24 protein-coding genes are annotated in these 21,339 nt (G+C 67.3%); 12 read left to right on the top strand and 12 right to left on the bottom strand.

All coding sequences use genetic code 11. From position 1 onward, the window contains the following. Positions 1-31 precede the first annotated feature (31 nt). Positions 32-295 (top strand): DUF411 domain-containing protein, encoded by a 264-nt coding sequence (locus tag ACMGFE_RS10150; protein ID WP_436925172.1) that lies wholly within the window; start codon positions 32-34, stop codon positions 293-295. A gap of 8 nt (positions 296-303) precedes the next feature. Continuing rightward, positions 304-771 carry a pyridoxamine 5'-phosphate oxidase family protein gene (locus tag ACMGFE_RS10145; protein WP_436925040.1) on the top strand — a complete coding sequence of 156 codons (468 nt, stop codon included), beginning with the start codon at positions 304-306 and terminating at the stop codon, positions 769-771. An 83-nt stretch (positions 772-854) separates the two neighbouring features. Here the strand turns inward: ACMGFE_RS10145 and ACMGFE_RS10140 are convergent, their stop codons facing one another. Next, complete coding sequence (locus tag ACMGFE_RS10140) at positions 855-1,262, bottom strand: HIT family protein (RefSeq protein ID WP_436925039.1); 408 nt, start codon at positions 1,260-1,262, stop codon at positions 855-857. Positions 1,263-1,470: 208 nt separating this feature from the next. Between ACMGFE_RS10140 and ACMGFE_RS10135 the strand changes: the two genes are divergently transcribed. After that, positions 1,471-1,761 carry a DUF211 domain-containing protein gene (locus ACMGFE_RS10135; RefSeq protein WP_436925038.1) on the top strand — a complete coding sequence of 97 codons (291 nt, stop codon included), beginning with the start codon at positions 1,471-1,473 and terminating at the stop codon, positions 1,759-1,761. A 6-nt stretch (positions 1,762-1,767) separates the two neighbouring features. Continuing rightward, positions 1,768-2,349, top strand: coding sequence for a VIT1/CCC1 transporter family protein (locus tag ACMGFE_RS10130; protein WP_436925037.1), 582 nt, complete (start codon positions 1,768-1,770; stop codon positions 2,347-2,349). A gap of 34 nt (positions 2,350-2,383) precedes the next feature. Here the strand turns inward: ACMGFE_RS10130 and ACMGFE_RS10125 are convergent, their stop codons facing one another. The 6 genes from ACMGFE_RS10125 to ACMGFE_RS10100 all read right to left on the bottom strand — a co-directional run bounded on the left by ACMGFE_RS10125 (position 2,384) and on the right by ACMGFE_RS10100 (position 9,535). Next, entirely contained in the window at positions 2,384-4,987 is a 2,604-nt protein-coding gene (locus tag ACMGFE_RS10125; protein WP_436925036.1) for a cation-translocating P-type ATPase, read from the bottom strand. A 243-nt stretch (positions 4,988-5,230) separates the two neighbouring features. Continuing rightward, entirely contained in the window at positions 5,231-5,986 is a 756-nt protein-coding gene (locus ACMGFE_RS10120; protein WP_436925035.1) for a sugar phosphate isomerase/epimerase family protein, read from the bottom strand. Positions 5,987-5,989: 3 nt separating this feature from the next. Continuing rightward, positions 5,990-6,385 carry a truncated hemoglobin gene (locus ACMGFE_RS10115; protein WP_436925034.1) on the bottom strand — a complete coding sequence of 132 codons (396 nt, stop codon included), beginning with the start codon at positions 6,383-6,385 and terminating at the stop codon, positions 5,990-5,992. Positions 6,386-6,621: 236 nt separating this feature from the next. Continuing rightward, complete coding sequence (locus tag ACMGFE_RS10110) at positions 6,622-7,284, bottom strand: hypothetical protein (RefSeq protein ID WP_436925033.1); 663 nt, start codon at positions 7,282-7,284, stop codon at positions 6,622-6,624. 37 nt (positions 7,285-7,321) lie between these two features. Continuing rightward, positions 7,322-9,313, bottom strand: coding sequence for a heavy metal translocating P-type ATPase (locus tag ACMGFE_RS10105; RefSeq protein ID WP_436925032.1), 1,992 nt, complete (start codon positions 9,311-9,313; stop codon positions 7,322-7,324). 6 nt (positions 9,314-9,319) lie between these two features. Continuing rightward, entirely contained in the window at positions 9,320-9,535 is a 216-nt protein-coding gene (locus tag ACMGFE_RS10100; protein WP_436925031.1) for a heavy-metal-associated domain-containing protein, read from the bottom strand. Between the two features lie 240 nt (positions 9,536-9,775). On the opposite strand from ACMGFE_RS10100, the gene ACMGFE_RS10095 reads away from it, so the two are divergent. Then, on the top strand, positions 9,776-10,300 hold the full coding sequence (locus tag ACMGFE_RS10095) for an ArsR/SmtB family transcription factor (RefSeq protein ID WP_436925030.1): 525 nt from the start codon (positions 9,776-9,778) through the stop codon (positions 10,298-10,300). 205 nt (positions 10,301-10,505) lie between these two features. Beyond that, the gene (gene acnA / locus ACMGFE_RS10090; protein WP_436925029.1) at positions 10,506-13,289 is read left to right on the top strand and encodes an aconitate hydratase AcnA; all 2,784 of its coding nucleotides are present in this window, start codon (positions 10,506-10,508) and stop codon (positions 13,287-13,289) included. Positions 13,290-13,308: 19 nt separating this feature from the next. Here the strand turns inward: acnA and ACMGFE_RS10085 are convergent, their stop codons facing one another. The 3 genes from ACMGFE_RS10085 to ACMGFE_RS10075 all read right to left on the bottom strand — a co-directional run bounded on the left by ACMGFE_RS10085 (position 13,309) and on the right by ACMGFE_RS10075 (position 15,221). Beyond that, positions 13,309-13,950, bottom strand: coding sequence for a helix-turn-helix domain-containing protein (locus tag ACMGFE_RS10085; protein ID WP_436925028.1), 642 nt, complete (start codon positions 13,948-13,950; stop codon positions 13,309-13,311). 230 nt (positions 13,951-14,180) lie between these two features. Then, the gene (locus ACMGFE_RS10080; protein ID WP_436925027.1) at positions 14,181-14,795 is read right to left on the bottom strand and encodes a hypothetical protein; all 615 of its coding nucleotides are present in this window, start codon (positions 14,793-14,795) and stop codon (positions 14,181-14,183) included. Between the two features lie 54 nt (positions 14,796-14,849). Then, positions 14,850-15,221 carry an SHOCT domain-containing protein gene (locus tag ACMGFE_RS10075; RefSeq protein WP_436925026.1) on the bottom strand — a complete coding sequence of 124 codons (372 nt, stop codon included), beginning with the start codon at positions 15,219-15,221 and terminating at the stop codon, positions 14,850-14,852. Positions 15,222-15,660: 439 nt separating this feature from the next. On the opposite strand from ACMGFE_RS10075, the gene ACMGFE_RS10070 reads away from it, so the two are divergent. The 6 genes from ACMGFE_RS10070 to ACMGFE_RS10045 all read left to right on the top strand — a co-directional run bounded on the left by ACMGFE_RS10070 (position 15,661) and on the right by ACMGFE_RS10045 (position 19,892). After that, complete coding sequence (locus ACMGFE_RS10070; protein ID WP_436925025.1) at positions 15,661-16,257, top strand: helix-turn-helix transcriptional regulator; 597 nt, start codon at positions 15,661-15,663, stop codon at positions 16,255-16,257. Positions 16,258-16,424: 167 nt separating this feature from the next. Continuing rightward, a complete protein-coding gene (locus ACMGFE_RS10065) occupies positions 16,425-16,580 on the top strand; it encodes a hypothetical protein (protein WP_436925024.1) in 156 nt (51 codons plus the stop codon). A gap of 21 nt (positions 16,581-16,601) precedes the next feature. Beyond that, a complete protein-coding gene (locus ACMGFE_RS10060) occupies positions 16,602-16,853 on the top strand; it encodes a hypothetical protein (protein WP_436925023.1) in 252 nt (83 codons plus the stop codon). Positions 16,854-17,628: 775 nt separating this feature from the next. Beyond that, entirely contained in the window at positions 17,629-18,576 is a 948-nt protein-coding gene (locus ACMGFE_RS10055) for a universal stress protein (RefSeq protein WP_436925022.1), read from the top strand. Between the two features lie 151 nt (positions 18,577-18,727). Next, a complete protein-coding gene (locus tag ACMGFE_RS10050) occupies positions 18,728-18,901 on the top strand; it encodes a hypothetical protein (protein ID WP_436925021.1) in 174 nt (57 codons plus the stop codon). Position 18,902: 1 nt separating this feature from the next. Beyond that, complete coding sequence (locus tag ACMGFE_RS10045) at positions 18,903-19,892, top strand: sodium:calcium antiporter (RefSeq protein ID WP_436925020.1); 990 nt, start codon at positions 18,903-18,905, stop codon at positions 19,890-19,892. 265 nt (positions 19,893-20,157) lie between these two features. Here the strand turns inward: ACMGFE_RS10045 and ACMGFE_RS10040 are convergent, their stop codons facing one another. Both ACMGFE_RS10040 and ACMGFE_RS10035 read right to left on the bottom strand, forming a co-directional pair. Then, positions 20,158-21,024: a hypothetical protein gene (locus tag ACMGFE_RS10040; RefSeq protein ID WP_436925019.1), complete on the bottom strand. Its 867-nt coding sequence runs from the start codon at positions 21,022-21,024 to the stop codon at positions 20,158-20,160. After that, the gene (locus ACMGFE_RS10035) at positions 21,021-21,224 is read right to left on the bottom strand and encodes a hypothetical protein (protein WP_436925018.1); all 204 of its coding nucleotides are present in this window, start codon (positions 21,222-21,224) and stop codon (positions 21,021-21,023) included. Before ACMGFE_RS10035 ends, ACMGFE_RS10040 begins: the two co-directional genes overlap by 4 nt. Positions 21,225-21,339: the final 115 nt, after the last annotated feature.

Here is a 21,339-nt window from a genome sequence, read left to right as displayed (position 1 = left end):
TGCGTCGTAACTCGACGAATACGCCCGCGGGATCGTCTCTGAGGCCGTTCTGAACGACGAAACCCCGGTCGAACGCGACGACGGTATCCCGGACGAACTCCGAAGCTGTCACGCGGTCGTCCTCGACGGGTACGTCGTGGGAGGACACGTCCCCGCCTCGGCCATCGCGACGCCCCTCGACGACGGACCCGCGATCGACGGAATCGCCCGTCCGGGAATGCCCCGGAGTCGCCCGGGATGGACCGCTCTCACGTTCTGGGAACAGTCTCCGAACGTATCCCTCCTGTCTCCGTAGTTACAGGCATGACCACGAGCGAGCGAGAGCGGATCGGGATCACCGGCATGGAGGAGGGGGAGATAGACGCGTTCCTGTCGAGCCAGGGCGTCGGCGTCCTCGGACTTCCCGCGGACGGAGTGCCGTACCTCGTACCGTTGTCGTTCGGATTCGACGGCGAGGACGCCATTTACTTCACGTTCGTCGGCGGGACCGACAGCCGGAAGCGGGAACTCGGCGACCGCGCCGACCGGGCCGGGTTCCTCGTGTACAAAGCGTCGACGCCGTACACGTGGCAGAGCGTCGTTCTCTCGGGTCCGATCGCCTCCGTCCCCGAGTCCGAGGTGCCGGACCTGGGTGACGTCATGGGGAACGCGTGGTACCCCGACGCCTTCGACGTCGCCGTCTCGGACGACGGCATCTCGGTGTACCGTCTCGAAATTGAGACGAAGAACGGGCTGAAACAGACGGGACTCCCGCCGCGATTCGAGGCGTGACGTCCGCAACCGTCGGGGGTACAGTTTTCGAACGGGGGGTTCTCCTGAGGGGTCGCCCGCCGTGACACGCGTCGCGCCCCGTCTCAGAGCGACGACCGGAGCGACTCCGCGATGGACTCGGGTCGGGTATCGTCGAGCGACCCTCGTGACAGCGACAGCCGGATGTCGTCGTCGGCGTATCGAGGCAGGAGGTGGAGGTGGGCGTGCTCGACCCGTCCGACCAGTCCGCCGGTCGTGTGGAACGCGCTGAATCCGTCCGGTTCGAGCGCCCGGTCCATCGCGAGCGCGAGCGCCCGCGCCGTCCGGAAGACCGCCGTCGTCGTCGCCTCGTCCGCCAGCAGCAGGTCCTCGACGTGGTCTCTCGGGACGACCAGCGAGTGACCCGCGGTCGCGGGATTCTCGTCCAGGAAGGCGAGGGTCCGTTCGCCCTCGAACAGCGTGTACACGTCTCTCCCGCCGTCGACGATGCGACAGAACGCACAGTCGTCCATACCCGACGATGGCGAGCGTCTCCTAAAGTACTGCCGCCGCCCGCTCCGGTGCGACACTGTCGGTGCTTACTCGGTGCATCCGCGGAGGAGGCCACTGCTGGTCCGACGGCGACTGGATGCGGTGGGTGATCGGCCGCGGGCCGATGGTGACTGCCGCGGCGGAAACCAGCCCGCACTATTAACCATGCCGCTGCCGATCTATCTGTCAATGAGCACCCTTCGTCGCGTGACGCTCGACGTCCTGAAACCGCACGATCCGCCGCTGCTGGAGTTCACGGAGCGCATCGCCGACGTCGAGAGTGTCGACGGCGTCACGTCGTCGCTCATCGAACTCGACCAGGAAGTGCAGAACGTCAAGCTCACGGTCGAGGGGGAACAGCTCGACTACGCGGCCGTCGAGGACGCGATCGGCGGACTCGGCGGGAGCGTCCACTCCGTCGACCAGGTCGCCTACGGGGAGTACGTCGTCGAAGAGCGGCGGACCCCGCAGGACGACTGAGCAGTCGTGTCCTCGAAAGTCCGTCTCCTGCGGTCGCTGCTCGGTCGGGAGGACGTCCGTTCTATCTCCCGCCGATACTTCGTCTCGAACGGGTTCGACGGCACGCTGACGAGCGTCGGCGTCATCGTCGGCGCGGTCCTGTCGGGGATCCCCGACGGGCTCACGGTCGTCAAGATCGGCCTCGGGGCCGCGATCGGGCTCGGGACGTCGGCCGTCTGGAGCGTCTGGGAGATCGAACGCGCCGAGACGAAAGCCGAGATCCTCCGGATAGAAGACGCGATGCTGATCGACCTCGACGACACGCGCATCGAGCGCGAACAGCGGGGTGCGCGCGTGATCCACGCGACCGCGAGCGGCTTCGGTCCGCTCATCGGCGTCATCGTCCCGCTCGTCCCGTTCCTGTTCGAAGGGAGCGTCGTCACGATGGCCGAGGCGGGCGTCGTCGGTGTGGGTCTCGGGATCGGCGTGCTCGCCGTCTTCGGCGCCTACATGGGGTCCATCTCGGGCCAGCGGTGGTACGTCTCGGCGATCCGGATGGGGCTGGCCGGCCTCGTCGTCGCCCTGATCAACCTCTTCCTGCCCGGATAACCGCCGCTCGGCCGGCGAGAGCGCCCGAAACGCCTCAGTCGACGTGCGTTTCCGGGGCGTCGTCGGTCTGCGGCGGACTCGCCGTCGCGGGCTCGCCGCCGCCGTGGCGCCTGACGATCCAGCCGACGAGGACGAGCGCAGGCGTTCCCAGGACGATCACGACGCCGAGTAGCGCCCAGTCGGAGACGCCGAGCGGCACGGTCCCGAAGTACTCGTTCAGCGGCGTGTAGAGGACGGCGAGCTGGAGCGCCAGCGACGCCGCTACGGCGACGGCGAGCCAGGGGTTCGTCAGCAAGGGCGTCTTCCTGGTCCACCGGACGACGTACAGCTTGACGAACTCCAGGACGACGAGCCCGGTGAACACCATCGTCATCGCGTACGGCGTGACGGACGGCGCGCCGTCGAGGAGGTAGAACATCAGCCCGAGCAACAGGGCCGTCGCGGTCAACCCGGCCCCGCCGACGAAGCCGAGCATCTCCCCGTCGATGATCCCGCTGGCCCGATCCCGGGGGTCCCGTTCCATCACGTCACCCCCGGGGTCGGTCCCCAGGGCCAGTGCCGGCAGGCCGTCGGTGAGCAGGTTGATCCACAGGAGCTGGACCGCCGGGAGGATGAGGTAGCCGTACAGCGACGCGACGAAGACGATCGCGACCTCCGCGGCGTTGGCGCTCAGCAGGTAGGCGACGAACTTCCAGATGTTGTCGAAGATTGTCCGTCCGCGCCTGATCGCCGCGCGGATCGACGCGTAGTTGTCGTCCAGCAGGACGATGTCACTGGCCTGCTTGGCGACGTCCGTCCCCCGGACGCCCATCGCGATGCCGACGTCGGCGTTTTTCAGTGCCGGCGCGTCGTTGACCCCGTCGCCCGTCATCGCAACGGCGGCACCGTTCGCCTGCAGCGCCTCGAGGATCCGGACTTTGTGCGTCGGTTCGGCCCGCGCGAACACGTCGATCGCTTCGACGCGCTCGCGGAGCGTCTCGTCGTCCATGCGCTCGATGTCCGAACCGGTCAGGACGTCCGAGTCGATCCCGACCTCCCGGGCGATGGCCCGGGCCGTCACCGCGTTGTCACCGGTGATCATCTTCACGGCGATGCCCGCCCGGTGGGTGTCTCCGATGGCGTCGCGAACCTCCGCGCGCGGCGGGTCGAGCAGCCCCTGCAGTCCGACGAACACCAGGTTCTCCTCCGGTCCGCCCTCGTCGTCCAGTTCCTTGTACGCGAACCCGAGGACGCGTAGTGCGTCCCCGGCGAACTCGTCGACCTGCGCTTCGATATCCGAACGCGTCTTTGCGTCGAGTTCGACCGGGCCGTCCGCTCCGAGCACCCGCGTCGACTGGTCGAGGACGACCGCCGGCGCGCCCTTCACGTAGACGACGTCGTCGTGGATCGTCGCCATGCGTTTGCGCTCGGAGGAGAACGACAGTTCGTCGCGCCGCGGCCGGTTCTCGCGGCAGGCGTCGACGTCCAGCCCGCGGTCGTTCGCGGCGGTGACGAGCGCCCGTTCGGTCGGGTCGCCCTCCTCGGCCGTCGCGTCGTTGCAGACTGCACCGATCTCGAACAGTCGGTCCAGGCGGTCGTCGCTGCCCTCCTCGTCGAGTGCGACGACCCGGTCGTGGATCCACGCCCGCTGGACGCGCATCTCGCCCTCGGTCAGCGTCCCGGTCTTGTCCGTGCAGACGACGTCGACGGCGCCGAGGGCTTCGACCGCCGGGAGCGTCCGGACCAGTGCGTTCTCGTCCGCCATGCGCCGCACGCCCAGCGCGAGCGTCAGGGTGACGACGGCCGGCAACCCCTCGGGAACGGCCGCCACCGCCAGGGAGACGGCGGTCAGGCCGGCCTGTACGAACCCTCGACCGTCGACGACGAGCAGTGCGACGACGAGCGCCGAGAGCGCCACGACGCCGAACCCGAGGCGGCGACCGAGCCGGTCCAGGTCGCGCTGGAGGGGCGTGCGCGGGTCTTCGGCGCCGATCAGCGCCGTCGCGATCTCGCCGACCTCGGTGTCCATGCCGGTCTCGACGACGACGGCGACGGCGCGGCCGCGGGTGACGTTCGTCGCCTTGTACACCGTGTTCGACCGCTCGGCGAGCGCCGTCTCGGGGTCGAGCACTCCAGCCGTCTTCTCGACGGGGACGCTCTCGCCAGTCAGCGCGGCTTCGTCGACCTCGAGCGAGTCCGCCTCGACGAGTCTGGCGTCGGCCGGGACGACGTCGCCCTGCGACAGCAGGAGGACGTCGCCCGGGACTAGCGCCGTCGAATCGACCTCCTGCTCGCTCCCGTCGCGGCGGACGGTGACCTCCGGCGTCGCCATCTCCCGGAGCGCGTCGAGACTCTGTTCCGCCCGATACTCCTGGACGAACCCGAACACCCCGTTCAGCAACAGGATGACCCCGATCAGGACCGCGTCGACGACGTGACCGACCGCGAACGACAGAACCGCCGCGACGATCAGAACCCAGATGAGCGCGCTCGAGAACTGCGAGAGGAAGATGTCGAGCGGCCCCCGTCCGTGGTCGCCGGCGATCTCGTTCGGACCCACCGTTTCGCGGCGCTCGTCGGCCGTCGCCGTCTCCAGTCCCGCCGCCGACGTGTCGAGTTCGTCGTAGACCGATTCGAGGGATCGCGTGTACCAGTCCATTGTGTATCCAGTCAAATCGTCGTCCGTGGGTCGACGGGCCGAGGAACTCGTCTCGTCTCGAATTTCCCCGGCGAGCTATACAGTTGTTTCCCCGTCACCCTCGCGAACGACGCCAGTCTGCCCTCGCTGACGAGGTCGACGTGCCCCTGGACCTCGGCGGAGGTGTCGGCCGTCCGGCGTCCCTTCGACGGCCGAGTGCGCCGGGACACTCGCCGTCTGCGGCGAGCCGCCCGACCGCACCCGTCAGCGACTGTCGTCGAGGTACTCGGCCGCCCGGCGGGCGGAATCTCGCAAGAGCGGGACGTCGTCGGTGAACACCTCGACGGCGACCGTGCCGTCGAACCCGGAGAGGGCGTCGGCGACGAGTCCGTACTCGACCTCGCCCGCGCCGAGCGGGAGATGGGTATCACCGCGCCCCCGGACGTCGTGCACGTGGAGGTGCGAGACGAGGTCGCGATGGTCGCCGAGGAACCGTCGGATCCCGTCGTTGTCGTTCTCCATGTAGGCGTGACCGACGTCGAAACAGACGGCCGTCCCCGTGTCGCGGGCGATATCGCCGAGGACCGAAAGCGGGAGTCCGCGGGCCTGGTGTCCGACGTTTTCGACGACGACCTCGACGCCGGCGTCGTCGCCGGCTGCCGCGATCGCCGACAGCTGCTCCGCGAACACCGGTCGCTGCCCGGTGTCGTGGGGATTTCGCATCGTGGCGTGCAGGACCGCCTTCCGGGCACCGACCGTTCCAGCCCACTCGAGCAACTCCGAGAGGTAGTCGACGATCGCGTCGTTCAGCTGTGTGACCGGGGTCGAGACGACCTGGTCGAAGGGGAGGTGGACACAGAGGTCGGCGTCCACGTCGTCGAGGACGGTGCGGAGCCGGTCGTCCTCCACTTCCGTGGGACGGAGCGACGACTCCCCGATAGAGAGCTCGACGAAGTCGAACCCCTCGGCCGTCGCTTCCAGCCGTTCGAGCGAATCGCCGACCGTGAGCCCGAGGTCCATCGCTCACTCACCACCGCCGGCGTCCGGTCCGTCGTCCGCCGTCGCCAGGAGGTCGTCTTCGTACGCGGCGACTGCCTGGATCACCGTTTCGGCGTCTTCGTCCGGCACGCCGGCCGCGTCGAGACTTTCGGTGAGGTGGGTTATCGCCCGCTGGACGTGCTGTCGGGTGAACGGCACGTCGAGGTGTGCGTCCCGCACCGGCGCCGCGTCGTACGTTTCCGGCCCGCCGGCGGTCTCACAGAGGAACTCGGTCTGGGTCCGACGCAACGTCTCGAGGTCCGCGTCATCGAAAAACGGGCCGAGTTCCTCGTCGGCGAGGAGCCGATCGTAAAAATCGTCGACGACGGTCTGGATGCCCTCCCGCTCTCCCAGCCGCTCGTACAGCGTCGTCCCGGTCATGTGAGAGTCAGCGGCCGTCGCACTAATGGGTTTGTCGCTGGTTGCCAGCGAGCGGGAACGAACTGTCGCGTCCCGGGGAACGCTTTCGAACCCATCTAGACGGGCTCGGCGTATCGCTCGCAGCGGGTCCGCGTCGGCGTCCTCGCGGAGGTGTGGCTACCGAGTCGTCCGACGAGAGCGGTGGCGGTCGAAAGCTATCGCGCTGGAAATCCTCGTTGCCAGCCCCCGTGGCTATTTCACTGGGTTTCGATCGCGTCCACCTCGAAGAGCGAGTCGTCGGCGAGAACGGCCTGGACGCGACTGTGCCAGGCGTCGGCGAAGGCCTCGCGCTGCTGTTCGGTCGCCGACCCGTCGAGAATCCGCTGGAGATTTCCGATCGCTGGCCCGCCGTCGGGGACGTCGCTCACGTGGTAGGTCACCTCGACGGTCTCGCCCGTGTCGGTCCGCCGGAAGCGAACTGTCGGTGCCGAGGTGTCCGGGTCGAAGGCGTCGAACCGCAGGAGATCGCGGCGTCCGCCGTAGCCGCCGGCGAGCCCGCCGAATCCGTCGTCTTCGGCCGCCCCGGTCACGAACGAGAGGAGCCGGCCAGTCACGCCGTACGTCGCGTCGTCTCGCGGGCCGGCCGCGTGGACTTCGACGTCTCCCCGAACGGGGTAGTCGTCGGGGTAGAGCGCGTCGAGCCCGACCTGGGCGATCCGGTAGGCGCCGGCAGCGGTCGGACAGGAGTGCCCCGCCGCTTTCACGACGTCCTCGTACGTGACGACGAACGGTTCGCCGGGGTCGAGGACCGCGAGTGCTTCCGCGACCGGGTCGCGGATCTCGATCGGGTCGACGTCGTAGTCGACGGCCCAGTCGGTGGTAGTGCGGTTCGTGTCGGTCGGAGTCGTGTTCTCTGTCATTGGCTGGTATCGCGTTGGAGTCGGTCGGCTGCGCTGTTCAGTATCGGAGTAGGCGCATCCCGTTGAGGATGACGGCGAGGACGCTGGCCTCGTGGACGAGCATCCCGGTGGCGAGGGTGACGTAGCTGGTGAGCACGCCCGCGAGCAGGACGGCAACGGTCACCACCGCGAGGCCGACGTTCTCGAGGACGTTCCACCGGGTTGCCTTGCTCAACGTGACCGCGTACGGGATGCGTTCGAGGTCGTCGGCCATCAGCGCCATGTCCGCCGTCTCGATGGCTGTGTCCGTGCCCGCCGCGCCCATCGCGATGCCGACGTCGGCGGTCGCCAGCGAGGGGGCGTCGTTGATGCCGTCGCCGACCATCGCGACGACGTGGCCGGCACCCCGGTACTCCTCGATGACGGCCTGCTTGTCTTCGGGGAGGAGTTCGGCGCGGTACTCGTCGATGCCGACCTCTTCGGCGACTGCTGCGGCCGTCCGCTCGTTGTCGCCGGTGAGCATCACCGTCTCGATACCGGCGTTCTGCAATTCGGCGATGACTCCGGGTGCGGCCTCCCGGAGTTCGTCGCGGACGGCGACGACGCCGACGACGGTCCCATCCCCGCTCGCGGGTCGCTCCCGCTCGCCGTTCGCCCGTTCGCCGGTCTCGCTTCCGTCGGTCGCTCCGACCGCCCGCCGAACGACGTAGACAGCCGTCTCGCCGCGTTCCTCGCGGTCGCGGACGTACTCACCGACGCGCTCGGGGACCTCGACGCCGCGCTCGGCGAGCAGCGCCCGGTTCCCCACGACGATCTCGCGCCCGTCGTGGTGGGCGACCACGCCCTTCCCGGCGACGACCTCGAAGTCCTCCGGGTCGGGAATCGACTGCGACCCGGCGTCCGTGTCGTCCGCCTGGGCGATCGTCGCTCCCCCGTCCGTGACAGCCGGACGCTCGCGGGCCGCATCGACGATGGCGTCGGCGAGATGGTGTTCGCTCTTCTTCTCGGCGATCGCCGCGAGTTCGAGCACTTCGTCGCCGTCGATCCCGAACCCTTCGACGTCGGCGACGGTGGCCTCGCCCTTCGTGAGGGTGCCCGTCTTGTCGAAGGCAACGAGGTCGATCTTGCCGGCGCGTTCGAGGTGTTCGCCGCCCTTCATCAGGACCCCCGACCGGGCGGCGTTCCCGATGGCGGAGACGATGCTGACCGGCGGACCGATCACCAGAGCGCCGGGACACCCGATCACCAGCAGCGTGAGCGAGAGGATCGCGTTCTGCGTGACCGCGTACGCGCCGACCGCCAGCGCGACCACGGCGGGCGTGTAGTACCGTGCGAACCGGTCGATCAGGCTCTCCGTGGGTGACTGGGCCTCCTGGGCCTCCTCGACGCGGCGGATGATCCGTTCGAGCGTCGTGTCCGCCCCGGACCCCGTCGTGCGGACTTCGAGCGCCCCCTCCTGGTTGACCGTGCCGGCGTACACCTCGTCGCCGTCGGCCTTGTGGACGGGCGCGCTCTCGCCGGTGACCGGCGCCTGATTGACGGCGCTCTCGCCGTCGACGACGTCGCCGTCGACCGGAACCTTCTCGCCCGGCTTCACGATGACGACCTCGCCCTCCTCGACGTCGCGGGCGGGCACCTCTTCGAGCGTCCCGTCGCGGCGGACAGTCGCCGTATCGGGCGTCAGCTCCAGTAGCTCCTGGAGCGCCGTTCGCGTCTTCCGCATCGTCCGTCCTTCGAGGTAGCTGCCGAGGCTAAACAGGAAGACGACGGCCGCGGCCTCCCAGTACTCACCGATGACGATAGCACCGATGGCAGCCAGCGTCACCAGCGTCTTGATACCGAGCGTTCGGTTAGTGACCTCGTGATAGGCAGTCTTGGCGATGTCGTAGCCACCGACGACGGTCGCGAGGACGAGGATCGCGGCGCTCGCGGCGTCGAGTCCGGTGAGGTAGCCGAGGCCCCACCCGCCGCCGTAGAGCAGGCCGCTCGTCCCGGTGACGATCGCCTTCCGGTGTCTCCGGTAGTACCGTTCGATCGATTCCGTCGCCATGGGTCGTCAGGCGCCCTGGGGCGTGTAGCCCTGGTTTTCGATGGTCCGTTCGAACGAGTCGGGGTCCGCGACTCCCTCGTCGTAGTCGATCTCGACGCGGCCGGTGGTGTAGTGGACCTCGACGTCCTCGACGCCCTCGACGTTCGACAGCGCGCGTTCGACGGTGCTCGCACAGGTCGGACAGTCGAAGTCCATCACGCGAATCTGAGTCGTTTCGCTCATCACAGTTCTCCGTAGCCGCCGTCCGGCAATAAGCATTTTTTAGATGATATGTTTGAACGGCGAGACGAGTCGTCGGAGCGGTCAAACGGGTCGTCTAGAGCTTCGAGAACTCGCCATGCAGCGATTCGAGGATCCGACGTCAGCCGGTCGATAACCGGCCTCGGGCCGGTGCTCGTACGGGATTCTCTCGCGGCGAGAGCGCACACTGCACTTTTCCCGCGCGGTCGCTTCCGTCCTCGTATGACACCGTCCACGGCTGACCAGCAGCTCGAAGACATCGCGGTCAGGGACCCCCGCGTCTCGGACGCCATCGACGAGCCGATGCGGGCGATGATCCTCGACATCCTGTCCGACGAGGCCCGAACGGCCGGCGAAGTCCACGAACAGCTCTCGGACCGGGGCGTCGACCGGACGGAGAACACCGTTCGACACCACATCAACGAGCTCCGGGACGCCGGGCTCGTCGACGTCGTTCGATTCGAGGAAGGCCGCGGGGGCACGACGAAGTACTACCACGCGAACACGATCGTCCTCTCGTACTCCCTCCCCGATTCGGCCGACGAAGCGGTCGCGGAGATGGTCGACGCCGTCCAGCCCCAGATCACCGACGCGCTGGACACCCTCACCGGGGAGTTCGACGACTCGATCGAGGCGATCGTCGCGGACATGCAGCCCTGCGAGCACTGCCGGACGCAGAAATACGAGACGTACGTCCTCCTGACCGTCCTCCGGCGTGCGTTCGTCCGTGCGCATCGCGATTCGTAATCCCACTTCCACGGTACCCTCGCCGTCCTCGCGAATCACCGCCGGCCCGAATTCCCACCGTCGCGAACCACAGTCGTCAGGAGTCGTCGGGCCAGATGCTCGGCGGAAGGTCGACTGTCACTGGTCGCCGTCCCGTGAGACGGATTCCTGGCGGGCAGGATTCGGGGGGAAATTGATAGTGCTGCTCCACTAATTCTAGCGTATTGTGACCGAAACACTACCGTTCGACGCCGTTCGCGAACTCGAAGTCGAGGGGACCACCTACAAGATGGCCGACCTCCGGGCGCTCGAAGCGGAAGGGTTGTGCGACCTCGATACGCTTCCCATGAGCATCCGGATCCTCCTGGAGTCGGTGCTCCGGAACGCTGACGGAGAATCGATCACTGCATCGGACGTGCGGAACGCCGCCGCCTGGGAGCCGGAGGTTCCGGACGCGGAGGTCCCGTTCTCGCCGTCGCGGGTCGTCCTTCAGGACCTCACTGGCGTGCCCGCCGTCGTCGACCTGGCCGCGCTTCGCTCCGAAGTCGACCGCAAGGGCCGGGACCCGACGCTCGTCAAACCGGAGATCCCCTGCGACCTCGTGATCGACCACAGCGTCCAGGTCGACTACTTCGACTCCGAGGACGCCTACGAGAAGAACGTCGAACTGGAGTACGAGCGCAACGCCGAGCGGTACCGGGCGATCAAGTGGGCCCAGAACGCCTTCGAGAACTTCAACGTCGTCCCGCCGGGGACCGGTATCGTCCACCAGGTGAACCTCGAACACCTCGGCCGCGTCGTCCACGCCCGCGAACGTGACGGCGAGAACTGGCTCCTGCCGGACACGCTCGTCGGCACGGACAGTCACACCCCGATGATCGGCGGCATCGGCGTGGTCGGCTGGGGCGTGGGCGGTATCGAGGCGGAGGCTGCGCTGCTCGGCCAGCCGGTCACGATGAAACTCCCGGAAGTCGTCGGGGTCCGCCTCGACGGCGAACTCCCGGAGGGCGCGACGGCCACGGATCTCGTGCTCCACATCACCGAACGGCTCCGCGAGGTCGGCGTCGTCGACCGGTTCGTCGAGTTCTTCGGCCCCGGCGTGGAGAACCTCACCGTCCCCGACCGGGCGACGATCGCCAACATGGCGCCCGAACAGGGCTCGACGATCAGCGTGTTCCCCGTCGACGAGCGAACGCTCGACTACCTCGAACTCACCGGGCGTGACCCCGAACACGTCGAACTCGTCCGCGAGTACCTCGAAGCGCAGGGCCTGTTCGGGGAGCAGGAGCCGGAGTACACCGAGGTCGTCGAGTTCGACCTCTCCACGGTCGAACCGAGCCTCGCCGGCCACAAGCGGCCCCAGGACCGGATCGCGATGGGCGACGTGAAGCGGAGCTTCCGCTCGCTCCTCCACGGCGAGTTCGAAGACGAACTGGACGCGGTCGACGAAGACGCCCTCCAGCGGTGGCTCGGCGAGGGCGGCGCGGCCGGTGCGGAACCCGACGGCGGCACCGTGAGTCGAGCGAAGCCCGACCTGGATCCGCTGACCAAGCGCGTGGAGGTCGACCTCGACGGCGAGACGGTCGAGATCGGACACGGCGACGTCCTCGTCAGCGCGATCACGAGCTGTACGAACACCTCGAACCCGTCGGTGATGATCGCGGCCGGGCTGCTCGCGCGCAACGCGGTCGAGAAGGGTCTCGACGTCCCGTCGTACGTCAAGACGAGCCTCGCACCGGGGAGCCGCGTCGTCACGCAGTACCTCGAGGAGTCGGGACTCCTCCCGTACCTCGAAGACCTCGGGTACGCCGTCGTGGGGTACGGCTGTACGACCTGTATCGGCAACGCCGGGCCGCTTCCGGACGCGATCGAGCGGGCGATCGACGAACACGACCTCTGGACGACGAGCGTCCTCTCGGGGAATCGGAACTTCGAGGCGCGGATCCACCCGAAGATCCGCGCGAACTACCTCGCGAGTCCGCCGCTGGTCGTCGCCTACGGACTCGCGGGACGGATGGACGTCGACCTCGAACACGAGCCGCTGGGGACCGACGAAGACGGAGAACCGGTCTACCTGGCGGACGTCTGGCCGGACGCCGAGGAGGTGCAGGCCGCGATCCACGAGAACGTCTCCCCCGAGATGTTCGAAGCGAAGTACGCCTCCGTCTTCGAGGGCGACGAGCGCTGGGCCGCGCTCGACGCGCCCACCGGCGACGTCTACGAGTGGGACGACGAGTCGACGTACATCCGCGAACCGCCGTTCTTCGAGGACTTCCCCCTGGAGAAGCCCGGCGTCGCCGACGTCGAGGACGCCCGCTGTCTGTTGACGCTCGGCGACACCGTCACGACGGATCACATCAGTCCGGCCGGCCCCTTCGGCCCCGACCTCCCCGCCGGTCAATGGTTGCTCGACCACGGCGTCGACCCGCACGAGTTCAACACCTACGGCGCACGCCGCGGCAACCACGAGGTGATGATGCGGGGGACGTTCGCCAACGTCCGCATCGAGAACGAGATGCTCGACGGCGTCGAGGGCGGGTACACGGTCCACCATCCGACCGACGAGCAGACGACGGTCTTCGAAGCCAGCAGCCGCTACCGCGACGACGGCGTCCCGCTCGTCGTGATGGCCGGCGAGGAGTTCGGTACCGGGTCCAGCCGGGACTGGGCGGCGAAAGGGACGGACCTGCTGGGCGTCCGCGCCACGATCGCGGAGAGTTACGAGCGCATCTACCGCGACAACCTCGTCGGGATGGGGGTGCTCCCGTTGCAGTTCGACGACGGCGACTCGTGGGAGTCCCTCGGACTGGACGGGTCCGAAATCTTCAGCATCCGCGGTCTCGACGACGGCCTCGACGTGATGGACGAACTGACCGTCGTCGCGGAACGTGCGGACGGCTCGACCGTCGAGTTCCCGGTCACCGCACAGGTCGGCACGCCGGCCGCCGTGACGTACGTCGAACACGGCGGGATCTTGCACTACGTCCTCAGACGGCTCCTCACGGAATAGTCCCGTCCTCCCGCCGATTCTACACGTCCACGTGCTCGTCGACGAACCAGTGGACGATATGGCCTTCGGCGCGATGGAGCACGTCGCTACACGTCGCGTTCGCGACGCCGAGCGCGTCGGCCACGTCGCCCAGCGTCGCTTCCCGGGGCGCGCGGTAGTACCCCGCTTCGACCGCGGCGAGCAGTACCTCCTGCTGGCGGTCGGTCAGCAAGCGGTCCGCTTCGCTCGCGTCGATCTCGCGGACGTGTTCGATGGAGAAGGAGATTCCGAGGTCGTCGAGTTGCGTGCGGAGGTTCGAGAGGCGGCTCGTGGACGTCGTCACCTCCCACGTCGCCTGCCCGTTCTGAATGTCGAAGGGCGTCTTGAGCGGGACGCCGGCCCGCCAGACCGGAAGGAGCGGGAGCGGGTTTTCCGTCTGTATCTGCAAGAGCGCCTCGTCGTCGTGTTTCCAGAGCAGTTCGAGGCTCTCGACGTCGTCGCGGGCCTGGATGTCGGTGATGATCGGCAGCGGGTCGGTCGCGACGAGCCGGACGAGCCCGATCCCCGTCCCGTCTCCCGGGATACTGGTGACGACCTGGAACACTAGCTCCGGATGGGCGGCGGAGATGTCGCCGATCCAGGTTTGCTCCGGGATGTCGATGGTGAGTTTCGCGTGTGGCATTCGTGGTAGCTCCTCTAGCGGACCACTCAGAATAACACCAGTGGCGAATATATTAGCCACTCGCTTAATTGTTCGTACCGCCAGCGTCCGCTCCACGTTCGACGAGGTCGACTCGAACGGAGTCGCCGATTCCGCGACGTGAATCCTGCCGCGGTCTGCACCCGGGCGTGATACGGGACGAGGGTCACCACCGGGAGGCCGCTCACGCGACTTCGACGGCCCCGTTCGCATCAGGTCGCTGCCCCCGTCGCCCGTCGATATCCCTCGTACACCGCGGGCAGTCCGAGCGGGAGCGCCAGCATTCCGAACCCGAGGAGGACGTACCCGCTCCCCCGTTCGCGTCGCACGGTGAGGACCGTCGCGACGACCCCGACGAGGGCGACGGCGTAGGCGACGTCGCTCCAGATCGCGTCGTACGAGGAGCAGTACAGCCAGCAGACGAACGTGTACGAGGGGGCGTTCCAGGTCGGTGGGTGGAGCTTCGGCCAGAAGAACCGGCAGTAGGTCGTCCACCCGAACATCGCGAGCGTCGGAAGCCCGGCGAGCCACGTCGCCGATCCGAACGGAACGCCGGTCCCGTAGCGCCGGTAGCCCGCCAGGAACAGCGCCGGGAAGCCGGCGATCCACAGCCAGATCCCGACAGTGTAGGACACCGGCCAGTGTTCGATCCGCGGTTGTTCGACTGGGAGTCGTAGTGACGGCGGAAGCGTGGCCCACGGGAACGAGGGGTCTGGCACTGGGTTCGTGAACAGCGCGAGCAGACAGAGCCCCGTCCCGACGAGGAGTCCGTAGCCACCGAGCGTCGTATACCGGTCGAGCCAGTCGGGGAGGGAGCGTCGCTCCACCGGCCGCGAGCCGTCGACAGCTTGCGTCATCGTTCGGGTCACACGCTCCGGTGGTCAGGAGTCCCGTTCGAGCGACTCCCGTCGCTGTTCGTACTCTTCGTCGGTGAGGTCGCCGCGAGCGTACGCGAGTCTGAGTTCTTCCTGCGCCCGATCCGAACCGCTCTCACTCCCCGCGATCGCCCGGTAGACGAGGTACGCCCCTCCGACGAGTACGGCGAGGAACAGGAGTTGCATCGCGATGCCGACGACGAACAACCAGCCCCCCATCGCTCCGCCGCCTCGCATCCCGTCGCCCCACAGCCCACCCATCATCGGCCCGTATCCCATCATCCCGAATCCGACGAAGAACATCGGGACGACGAGGAGGGCACCGAGGACGGCGAGGACGAGCACGACGAGTCGTGTGCCGTCTGTGGTTTCAGCCATGTGTTCACCCTGAGACTCCGTCTCAATCCGTTCGTACGCGTTCACCATTCATTGCGATTGTCCTTTCCATTCTGGTGCAACGGACCCGGCCCGAAGTTTGGTCTGTCGGTCTGGGGCCGGTAAAACATTAGAATCGAATCCGTCTCTGCCGGGCCTCGGTAGCTTCGTCCGTTCGCGAACCGGCTGGTGCGTTCGAACAGTCGTCCCGACGGCGCGAGCAACGGGCGTCTGGACCGCGTCTCGGTGGCCGTACAGCCGGGGACTGGGGGTTCGACGGGCTCGGATTCGAACCGGGGTCGCGAATGGGGTGAATCGTTTCTCCGTCCGGTTCGATACCGGGCGGTTGCACGTCGCGCGTAGCGCGAACCGCAATTGGTTCGCCGGTGGCGTCCGAAGTGGGGACTATGAACGGGCGGACGTACCACTCGGGGGTCGTCGCATGAATCGACGGCGTGCGGACGCTATCGTCGGCGTCCTCGTCGGAGTAGTCCTCTTGGGCGGAGGGGCGCTCAGTTGGCAGGCCTACCGACAGCGCCGCGCTTTCGACGGATCCATGGGCCCGATGATGGACACGTCGATGGGAGCGATGCACGGTCCGAATCCGCTGTGGTACGTGTTCGGGACGCTCTTCGCCGTGACCGTCGTCGGTGGCGCGTACCTGCTGGCTCGTGGCGAGGTCACGGATCCGGACGCGAGCGGCCGGTTTCAGGACGGGGGTCCCGGTTCTCCGTCCGCTGTCAGTGGCGCGTCGTCGAGCGACGAGGGTCGGGCCGACGGGCCGACCACGCCCGAGTCGGCGCCACGGGATCGCGTCCTCGATCTGTTGCCGGACGACGAGCGACGCGTCCTCGAACCCGTTCTCGACGCTCCCGGTATCACGCAGATCGAACTGCGCGACCGCTCCGAATTCTCGAAGAGCAAGGTGAGCCAGACTGTGAGCGCGCTCGAAAAACGCGGCCTGTTGTACCGGGAACCGCAGGGGCGGACCTACCGGGTCTACCCGAGCGACGACCTCCAGCGACAGTCCGAACCGTAGTCCACTCCCCGACTGTCGGCATCGATCGAATTCGGCCGGGACGAACGATAGTGTCGAAATAAAACGGTTAGCGACCGCTATAGGCGGTCTCGGACGTTCTCCCGAGTGGGTTCACACCCACGGAGATACACCTCGACCCCCCGTAGGGCTACGTGAGGCGAAGGACGATGACCAACAGACAACTCGGCCGCTGGCTGCTCGTGGGGCTCGCGATCGTCGGTCTCGCGATCGCAGCGCCGGCCGTCAGCGCACACGGTGACGAACCGACCCAGGGGAACGAGACGGCAGTCGGCACGTCGTCGACCGGCGATTCGACCGGTTGACCGGCCTGGATGGGAGACCACGTGCCCGACCTCGTGGGCCCGGATGCGGTCCCGTGGATGGGGTCGCACGCGGGCGCGGCAGTCGACGAACCGGCCCGCCACGCGACCGACGGTGACCATCACGCGACCGACGGTGACCATCACGCGACCGATGGCAACCACCACGGTGCCGGCGGGACCCGCCACGCTGACGATGGCACCCACCATGGCATGGACGGCAACCATCACGCGGCCGGACGGGGCGACCGCGCGGGCGGGATGAAGGCTCGGTGACACGGCTGCTAGCTCCGTACCGGACGCGATCGCCCGTTCCGACCGCTGACGACCCGCTGGGCACACGACGCTGACGAGTCGAATCACCCACGCGATCCGCGACCTCGGCGTCGAAATCGAGAGTTCGGTACTAGTGCGACGGAGACACGTCCAGCCGTTCAACCACTTCTTCTTGCAGGGAGGAGAAGAAATCGACGCGCACGGGAAAGCTGTCGATGGAGAAGAACCAGAGACAGCTTTGTAGAGTAATTTCGGAATCCGCAGAGTATCGGGGGTTCTGTAGGTGTTTCCAAACTTCACCATCGTAGAAAAACAGTATCGGGCCCGTATATTGTGGAATCCGGTATTGGTCCGTTAGCGTTCACAACACCGTTATGTGGGGACAATACCACTCTCGCACAGAGGGAGTGAATCCGGCCAGGAGAACTGGCCGGTTCTCGCTTGGGACCCCCCTCGACGTACTGAACGACACACAGACAGCGATGCATCTCAGTCACCTCCCGAAGCGCGTCGGCTACGGGCTCGTCGAGCGGCAGACGGACACACGGGCGATCGCCAAATGGCCTCGGGTAGAGAGGAGATTCGAGCGTGACTCGAATGCAGCAACGAACACACCGAGAGCTAATCGGCCTCGTGGACTACCCGAACAGTAACGGGATTCAGCAGTCGCGCCGAGTAATCGATACGTCCGCGGTGAACTCGCCGACGACGAGTTCGACCGACGGCGGGGACGACTCGACCGCTCGCTTTCCGATCGATTGCACTCCACGTCCGTGTGACTGCCCCTCCGTGGCGATTCATCGCCGCGGACCTGTCCGATGGCACGCAGTTTGATGTCGCTCGCGGACGAATCGAAGCGTATCGACCGATGTTCGACGACATCCTCGTCCCGACGGACGGGAGCGACTGTGCGGAGACCGCTGTGGGATACGCCGAGGACCTCGCTGCCCGCTACGGAGCGACCGTTCACGCGCTCTGCGTCGTCGATTCCCGCCCCCTGGAGAACGCGCCACAGTACGACCGGGTGAAAGAAGCCCACACCGAGATCGCGGAGCGAACCTGTGACAGGATCGCCGAGGCCGGCCTCTCGGTCGAACGGGCGGTTCGCACCGCTGTCCCGCACCGGGCGATTCTGGAGTACGCGACCGACGAGGGGATCGATCTCGTCGTCATGGGTACGCACGGTCGCACCGGGATCGAGCGGTACCTCCTCGGCAGCGTCACCGAGAAAGTAGTCCGGCTGTCGGACGCGCCCGTGTTGACTGTCAAGGCGGGCGACGAGCACGAGGTCACCTATCCGTTCTCCGACGTCCTGGTGCCGACCGACGGAAGCGACGGCGCCGAGGCGGCGATTCCCCCCGCTATCGACGTCGCCAGCACCTACGACGCTCGATTGCACGGGCTCTCCGTCGTCGACACGGTGTCGATGGGCCTCGACGTCGGCTCCAGTGCGATAGTCGACGCGTTCGAAGAGTCGGCACGGACAGCCGTCGACCGCGTCGCGGATCGAGCCCGATCGTCCGTTCCCGGGGTCGAAACCGCTGTCACGTACGGGAGCCCCTATCGCGAGATCCGCTCGTACGTCGACGAGCACGACATCGGTCTCGTCGTGATGGGAACCCACGGACGGAGTGGCATCGAGCGATATCTACTCGGGAGTGTGGCCGAGAAGACGGTTCGAACGTCCTCCGTTCCAGTGATGACGGTTCGGCGATCGGAGTGACTGGGTCGAAGGGCCCTGCAGGTTCCCTCGACACGGAGTCTCGGCGGACGGATCGAGGGGGAGGAGGCCCACACTCGCGGACGCGACGCCGCGATCGAGCCCGAAACCGAGGGTAGACTTTTGGCCGCGGTGGACGTCGTTCGGCCCACGTATGACCCAGGTGGAGATCTGCGACCAGCACGTCTGGGCGGCTCTCGGGATCGTGTCACGAGACGGGTCCGTCAGCCGGGTCTGGGAGTGCGAGGACTGTCCGGTCTGGACGACGGAACCCTTCGATCCGGAATACGAGCGGGACTGGGACGACACCTGGCTGGCCGGCCGTTGACATGCCGGTCCCAGGGGAGATACTGACGCAGGTGTCGATCGGCGCGGTGGCCCTCTACACGCTGGTGACAGCGGCGGGCCGAGCCATCGAACGGTTGGTCGCGCTCGCCGAGTACTACGAGGTCGACGAGGTCCTCGTGGGGATGACTATCCTCGCGCTGGGGACGAGCCTGCCGGAACTCGGTTCGCATCTCGTCGCCTCGCTCGGGATCCTCTCCGGCGTCCTGGACTATCGGGTCACCTCCGCCGTCGTCGTCGGCGGAAACACCGGCTCTTCGACCGTCCAGCAGATCCTCCTGGTCGGGATTCTCCTCATCTCCTACGGCAAGATCCACCTCTCTCGGGAGTTCGTCCGCGAAAGTTATCTGCCGATGCTGGGTGCGCTCTCCGTGACCTTGCTCCTCGCCTGGGACGGGACCGTCAGCCGGTTCGACGGAGTGGTGATGCTGTCGCTCTACCTGCTGTACGTCGGCGTTCGGATCGCCCGTCGGAAACAGCCCCCGACGCTCCGGGAGCGACCGAGCGCAGATCCCCGCCGGGACGCGGTCGTCGCCGCGGGGTTGCTCGTTCTGGTCCTGATCTCCGCCTCACTCTTGCTCACCGTCGTCGAGGTCGTCGTCAGCACACTCGCCCTCGGCGGGTCCACGATCGGTATCGTGACGATCGGGGTCGCCGCCGCGCTCCCGGAACTGACCACCGTGATGGACGCGATACGCCGTCAGTCGCCGAATATCGCGCTCGGGACGCTCGTCGGCAGCAACATCGTCAACCCCCTCGTCGGCATCGGGCTCGGTGGTGCCGTCTCGACGTACTACGTCCCGCCGGCCGTCGTCCGCTGGGACCTCCCGTTCAAGATAACCGTCGGCGCCGCACTGCTCGGCTGGTCGGTGTACCGCCGGGATGGGGACCTCACGCGGACCCAGGGCGCGTATCTACTGGTGCTGTACTTCGTCTTCCTGACGGGGCGACTCCTGTTGTTCCCGGGTCAGTAGACGGGGACGGGGCCACACGCCGAGGCTCACTGACCTCGCGGTTCGACGAAGGCGGAGCGAGGCAGTCCCCGATTCACGCCAAGGCACTCCCTCGTGGTCCGGAGGCGTCGGAGCGCTCTCGGTCGATCACCCTGTCGTGTCCCGCGGCCGGAGATCAGGTACAGATGGAATACCGAGCGAAGTCCTACTCACGTCTCGATCCGGCGGGAACGCGGCGGGTATCGGCCGAATGGGCACAGAATTGGACCGGATGGGAGGGGACAGATCACTCTGTTTGTTTCTCGGCGGGTGCAGGATCTGTCGACACCCGCGAACCCGCCCGGATCGCGAGCACGAACCGGGTCATCAGGGCGAGACCGGCGAGGCTGAAACCGGCGAAAACGGCGATCTGGGGGAGCGGAACGGACTGTCCGCCGCGCAGCATGAAGACGATCATCGCCAGCACCGCCAGCCCGAGTGTCGTCCCCTTCACCAGGAGGACGCCGGTGAAGACGTACCCCCACGGGCGGCGACTCCACAGGAAGTACGCCGAGAGGGCGAACGCCGGGACGACCACGCCGAGGTCCAGCGACTGGATGACCGGAACGGGGAGAGTGGTCTCGGCGATGCTCGGCGGCCTCGTCCCGGCCAGCACCGCCGGCCCGACCTCCGACAGCCACATGAACGCCAGCAGGACCGCTACCAGCGTCTGGAAGAGCACGTACGATCGGACCGGGTGATCGCCGATCGCTCGTTCGAGGCGCGCCGCATCGAACCGCGCGACGGCGCCGACCAGCGTGAACAGCGTCAGCGCGAACAGCGCCACGTAGACCAGGTACAGTTCGTTGAACGCCGTCAGGAAGGCGTACGAGGCGTACGTGTACAGGAGGTATCCGGTCACGCCGAGCCAGACCACGTACCCGCGGAGGGACCCGCGAGCCGCGTAGTACAGCGACGCCCCGAGCGCCGGGACTGCGACGGAGAGCGTCAGCAGATCCTGTCCGTACAGTTGCGGAAGCAGGACCTCGGCGTCCCGGTACAATCCGGGAACGAACAATCCGACGGCGGTCGCGACGACCGTGAGAACGAGGGTGACGACGGACGCGAGAACGTACGCGAGCGAGAGACGAGGTGGTCCGTCTCGCACAGTCATCGGCCTGCGGCGCCGCTCTCGTCCGCGACGACGCCGGGACGACCTCCACCGGACTCGGTGACGCTCTCGGGGGACGTATCGACGGTCCCGCCGGTGACACCGCCGACGACCACCTCGCCAGTCCAGTCGGTGACGGTCCCTGCCTGTCCCTCTCCGGTATCGCGTCCGACCGGCATCGACCTCACGTGGGCACTCTCCATGGGGGACCGTTTCGCCGCTCAGTACCATAAATCGTGGTTCGCCCGCTGGACCCTGTCGAACGCCGTCTCGCGAGCGTCCCAGCCCCGAACGGCGAGTCGCTCTCACCCGTGCTGC

Source organism: Halosimplex amylolyticum, from assembly GCF_051414035.1.
GTDB lineage: Archaea > Halobacteriota > Halobacteria > Halobacteriales > Haloarculaceae > Halosimplex > Halosimplex amylolyticum.
The sequence above is the reverse complement of the archived record's forward strand: the minus strand, read 5'-3'. Positions and strand labels throughout refer to the sequence as shown.